At 75.9% G+C, this 4,555-nt stretch carries 8 protein-coding genes; 7 read left to right on the forward strand and 1 reads right to left on the reverse strand.

Features of this window, described 5'->3' with window-relative positions; translation table 11 throughout:
- The first annotated feature begins 179 nt into the window (after positions 1-179).
- The 5 genes from ABT247_RS31985 (at position 180) to ABT247_RS32005 (ending at position 2,707) form a co-directional block, all read left to right on the forward strand.
- Entirely contained in the window at positions 180-716 is a 537-nt protein-coding gene (locus ABT247_RS31985) for an Asp23/Gls24 family envelope stress response protein (protein WP_350749758.1), read from the forward strand.
- A 149-nt stretch (positions 717-865) separates the two neighbouring features.
- A complete protein-coding gene (locus ABT247_RS31990; RefSeq protein WP_350749761.1) occupies positions 866-1,057 on the forward strand; it encodes a hypothetical protein in 192 nt (63 codons plus the stop codon).
- Positions 1,057-1,413 (forward strand): hypothetical protein, encoded by a 357-nt coding sequence (locus ABT247_RS31995; RefSeq protein WP_350749764.1) that lies wholly within the window; start codon positions 1,057-1,059, stop codon positions 1,411-1,413. Before ABT247_RS31990 ends, ABT247_RS31995 begins: the two co-directional genes overlap by 1 nt.
- Positions 1,410-2,057 (forward strand): DUF6286 domain-containing protein, encoded by a 648-nt coding sequence (locus tag ABT247_RS32000; protein WP_350749767.1) that lies wholly within the window; start codon positions 1,410-1,412, stop codon positions 2,055-2,057. The genes ABT247_RS31995 and ABT247_RS32000 overlap by 4 nt, the downstream gene beginning before the upstream one ends.
- Entirely contained in the window at positions 2,054-2,707 is a 654-nt protein-coding gene (locus ABT247_RS32005; RefSeq protein ID WP_350749768.1) for an alkaline shock response membrane anchor protein AmaP, read from the forward strand. The genes ABT247_RS32000 and ABT247_RS32005 overlap by 4 nt, the downstream gene beginning before the upstream one ends.
- Before the next feature lie 51 nt (positions 2,708-2,758).
- Here ABT247_RS32005 and ABT247_RS32010 read toward each other — a convergent pair whose 3' ends face one another.
- Positions 2,759-3,520 carry an SDR family oxidoreductase gene (locus ABT247_RS32010; protein WP_350749771.1) on the reverse strand — a complete coding sequence of 254 codons (762 nt, stop codon included), beginning with the start codon at positions 3,518-3,520 and terminating at the stop codon, positions 2,759-2,761.
- Positions 3,521-3,672: 152 nt separating this feature from the next.
- On the opposite strand from ABT247_RS32010, the gene ABT247_RS32015 reads away from it, so the two are divergent.
- Both ABT247_RS32015 and trxA read left to right on the forward strand, forming a co-directional pair.
- Entirely contained in the window at positions 3,673-4,080 is a 408-nt protein-coding gene (locus tag ABT247_RS32015) for a MerR family transcriptional regulator (protein ID WP_350749777.1), read from the forward strand.
- A 3-nt stretch (positions 4,081-4,083) separates the two neighbouring features.
- Entirely contained in the window at positions 4,084-4,416 is a 333-nt protein-coding gene (gene trxA / locus ABT247_RS32020; RefSeq protein ID WP_350749774.1) for a thioredoxin, read from the forward strand.
- Positions 4,417-4,555 lie beyond the last annotated feature (139 nt).

A 4,555-nucleotide genomic window follows, 5' to 3' on the forward strand; every position in this document is an offset into this window, starting at 1 on the left:
AGCACCCGGGGCCGGGCCTCCGGCGTTCCCCGGGGGCGTTCGCGGCGCTTCCGGTGCGGCTTCCCGTGTGCTTCCGGTGGGCGTTCGGCGGGCTTTCGGCGGGCGGGGAACGTGGCGAAATGTCAGAGTTGGTGAGGTTTGCGATATAGCTGGAGCCGTACGACGGGAGATGCGCCCCCATGCCTGACACTCCGACGCCCGCGACCCTGCACAAGAACCCCGGCGGCACCCACACCCCCGGCCCGCCCGGTGCCAGGCCCGGCCCCGGGCCGGGCGGCGGCGGGGAGGGCGGCCGGTCGACCGGCGAGCGCGGCCGGACGGCGCTGGCCGTCGGGGTGGTCGAGAAGATCGCCGGGATGGCGGCCCGGGAGATCTCCGGCATCCACGCCCTGGGCTCCGGGCTGGCGCGCACCTTCGGGGCCATGCGGGACCGGGTGCCCGGTGGGAAGTCCAGCGTCGGGCGCGGGATCAAGGCCGAGGTCGGCGAGAAGCAGACGGCGATCGACATCGCCCTGGTGGTCGAGTACGGCGTGGTGATCCCCGATCTCGCGCGGCAGGTGCGGGAGAACATCATCGGCGCGGTGGAGCGGATGACCGGGCTGGAGGTCGTCGAGGTGAACATCGCCGTCAACGACGTCCACCTTCCGGACGAACCGGAGTTCGAGGAGGAAGAGGAGCCGGTGGCAGCACCGGGGCAGCGGCCCAGGCTCAAGTAGGCCGGATCCGAGGAGGCCGGAACCCGGGAGGCCCGAGCCCAGCAGGCCCGGGGCCCGAAGGCCCGAGGTCGGGCGGCTCCGCCGGCCGGCGGGCCTCGGCCGCGGCGTTCGGGGTACGCGAGGGCGTGACGGAGACGAGGGAGTAGCGGATGAACCTGGCCATGGTCGGCCTCGTGGTGGGCATGGCCCTCGGCTTCGCCGGGTACTTCGGCGGGTTCGCGGCGTTCCTGCTGGTGGCGGCGCTGGGGCTGGTCGGCTTCGTGGTCGGGCGGCTGCTGGAGGGCGACATCGAGCTGGGCGACCTCGGGGACCTGCTCCGCGGTCGGGACCGGCGGCGCTGATGGCGGCCCCGGATGCCGCGACCGCCCGCGCCGCCGTCGTCCCGGCCCGGCGGGGGCGGTTGCGGGTCGCGGACCGCGTCTACGCGCGGATCGCCGACCAGGCCGTGCGCGAGGTGCTCGCCGGGGTGTGGGCCGGGAGGTCGACGAAGGGCGCGCCGCCGCGGGTGTCGGTGGCCGTGCCGGGCAGCACGGTGACCGTTCGGGTGACCGTCGAGCTGCCGTTCCCGGCGGACCTCGCGGGGCTCGCCGCCGCACTGCGGGAGCGGGTGGGCGACCGGGTGGCGGCGCTGACCGGGAGCAGGGTGTCCGACGTGGTCGTCGTGGTCGAGAAGTTGGTCGCCGGGGGAGCGTGGTGAGCGAGGAGGGGGCGGGGGAGCCGTCGCCGGCCGCGGGGAGGACCCGGCGGCTGCGGGCGACCCGGGCCGGGGCGGCCGCGGTGGTCGCCACGGTGGTGCTGGTGGTGGCGGGGGCGCTGCTGTACGACGTGATCGCGGTGCGGGCCGGGCAGCCGGCCAGGCGGTGGCGGTCGCAGATCGCGGACGAGCTGGCGACCCGTCACCTCGACGACCTGTGGGTCCTGGTGGGGGCGGGCGTCGCGACGCTGCTGGGCGGGTGGCTGCTCTGGCTGGCGATCGCGCCCGGGCTGCGGCGCTGGTTGCTGCTGCGACCGTACGGTGGGACGACGGCGGCCATCGACAAGGGCGGGATCGGGCACCTGCTGGCGGACCGGGCGGCCGGGCTGGACGGCATCGACCGCCTGAGGATCCGGGTGGGGCGCCGGCGGATCAGGGTGGCGGTGGGCGGCCCCGCCGATCCGGCGTCGGTGCAGCGGCAACTGCGGGAGGAACTGGAGCGGGTGGGGTTGGCGCGGCCGCTGCGGCTGGACGTCCGGACGGCGGGGCGGCGGGAGGCCGACTCGGGGACCGACGGACGGGGCGGGGAGACCGGGGCCGAGGGAATCGGCGGGTCCGGCGGGGCGGGAGAGGGAGCGACGGGGTGAGCAGGGCGGTCGTCAACCGGGTGCTGTTGGGCGTGGCGGGGGCGGTGCTGCTGGTGGTCGGGGTGCTGGTGCTGGCCGGCGGGCTGGACCTGTACCGGCGGTTGGGAGTCGATCCGCCGAGCTGGTGGCCGCTCACCTCGCCGGACCAGCCGGTGGTCAGCGGGCGGTCGCGGGAGCGGTGGGCGGGGTCGTCCTGGTGGTGGCCGACCGTGATCGGTGGGCTGTCGGTGCTGGTGGCGGCCATGGCGTGGTGGCTGGTGGCGCAACTGCGGCGGACCGGGCTGTCGAGCATCGCGGTGCCCACGCCCGGGGTCGGCGGCCTGCGGCTGCGGGTGAGCGCCAGGGGTCTGGAGGAGGCGCTGGAGGACGGCACGGTGGTGCTGCCGGAGGTCGAGCGGGTGGGCGTGCGGCTGGTGCGGGCGCCGCGGCACCCGCGGGTGCGCGGGGCCGTCCGGCTGACCCCGGGCGGGGATCCGGTCGGGCTGGTGGAGCACTTCGAGGACGGGCCCCGGGCGGACGCCGTGCGGAGTCTGGGGCTGGCGGAGCTGCCGGCCGACCTGCGGATCCGGGTGATGCAGGAGGCCCCCGTCGATCGTGGGCGCCGGCGTCGTGGGCGCCGGGACCGGCGGGGGCGTCCGCGGGTGGTGTGAGGGGCGAGCGGGCTCGCGGCGGCGGACCGCCGGGCTCCGGGAGACGGTCCGTCAGAGGGAGCGGAGGGCGCCGCCGTCGACGGGGACCATGATGCCGGTCAGGTAGGAGGCGGCGGGGGAGAGCAGGAAGGCGGCGACCTTGCCGAACTCCTCGGGGGTGCCGTAGCGGCCGAGCGGGATCCCGGCGCTGTGCTGGGCGCGGGCGGCCACCGGGTCGGGGGCGAGGGAGTCGAGCTCGCGGACCCGGTCGGTGTCGATCCGGGCGGGCAGCAGGCCGAGCACCCGGATGCCGCGGGGCCCGAGCTCGTCGGCGAGGCTCTTGGCGGCCATGGCGAGGCCGGGGCGCAGGCCGTTGGAGATCCCCAGGCCGGCGATCGGCTGGCGGACCGAGCTGGAGAGCACGAAGCCGATCACGCCGCCGTCGTGGAGGGCGGCGGCAGCGGTGCGGGCGATCCGCAGGGCGCCGAGGAAGACGGATTCGAAGGCGTCGCGCCAGGCGGACTCGGGGGTGGTCTCGACCGGGCCGGACGGCGGACCGCCGACGCTGATCAGGACGCCGTCGAGCCGGCCGAAGCGGTCGCGGGCCTCGGCGACCAGGCGCTCGGCGGTGTCGGGGGCGGCGTTGTCGGCGACCAGGCCGTGGGCGGTGCCGAGGGTGTTCAGCTCGGTGACGGCGGCGTCGACGGCGTCCTGGGTGCGGCCGCTGATGAGGACGCGGGCGCCGTCGGCGGCGAGTTCGCGGGCGGCGGCGAGGCCGAGGCCCCGGGTGGCGCCGGTGACGATGTAGGCCTTGTCCTTGAGTCCTAGATCCATGGGGGACATCTTGCCCGGTGGCGGGGGTGTCGGCAGCGGGGTGGCGGCGGCAGGGGGCAGGGCGGCGGCGGGAGTGGCCGCCCGGGGGCTGGCGTTGACGTGTGCGGCAAGGTCTACGGTCGGTGGCGGCTGTACGGAAGGAGTGGTCCGGCGTGCGGATCGGGGAGTTGGCGGAGCGGGCGGGGACGACCACGCGGGCGCTGCGGTACTACGAGCAGTTGGGTCTGTTGCCGGCCCGGCGGGCGGGCAACGGGTACCGGGCGTACGACGAGGGGGACCTGCGGCTGCTGCGGGAGATCCGGATGCTGCAGGACTTCGGGTTCGGGCTGGAGGAGACCCGGCCGTTCGTGGAGTGCCTGCGGGCGGGCCACCCGGAGGGGGACTCGTGTCCGGCCTCGCTGGAGGTGTACCGGCGGAAGCTCGCCGAGCTGGACGAGTGCATCGCGAGGTTGCAGGACGTCCGGCGGCAGGTGGCCGGGCAGTTCGAGCGGGCGGTGCGGGCGCGGGACGAACTCGCGGCTTCCGAGCAGCCGCCGATGTGTGAACTGGCGAAGGAGTAGACGATGGTGGACATCGCGGGTGTGCCGGCGGTCACGGACGAGACGTTCGAGGCCGAGGTGCTGGCGGCGCAGGGCCCGGTGCTGGTGGACTTCACGGCGGACTGGTGCCCGCCGTGCCGGATGATGGCGCCGGTGCTGGCGGACATCGCGCGGGAGGAGGCGCACCGGCTGCGGGTGGTGAGCGTGGACGTGGACCGCAATCCGCGGACGCAGGCGGCGTACGGGGTGCTGTCGATGCCGACGCTGATGGTGTTCCGGGACGGGCAGCCGGTGCGGTCGGTGGTGGGGGCGCGGGCGAAGGCGCGGCTGCTGCGGGAGTTGGACGACGTGCTGTAGCAGGACTCGAACCCGCGCCTGCGGGGCGGCGACCTGCTGGAGCCGGCCCTAGAAGGATCCTGAAGATCTTGCTGGCGGAGGGGCTGTCCCGGTTGGGGACAGCCCCTCCTGCGCTATGTGGTTGCGAGGGTGATGGTCC

Origin of the sequence: Kitasatospora sp. NPDC001539 (assembly GCF_040298565.1) — a bacterium.
Lineage (GTDB): Bacteria > Actinomycetota > Actinomycetes > Streptomycetales > Streptomycetaceae > Kitasatospora.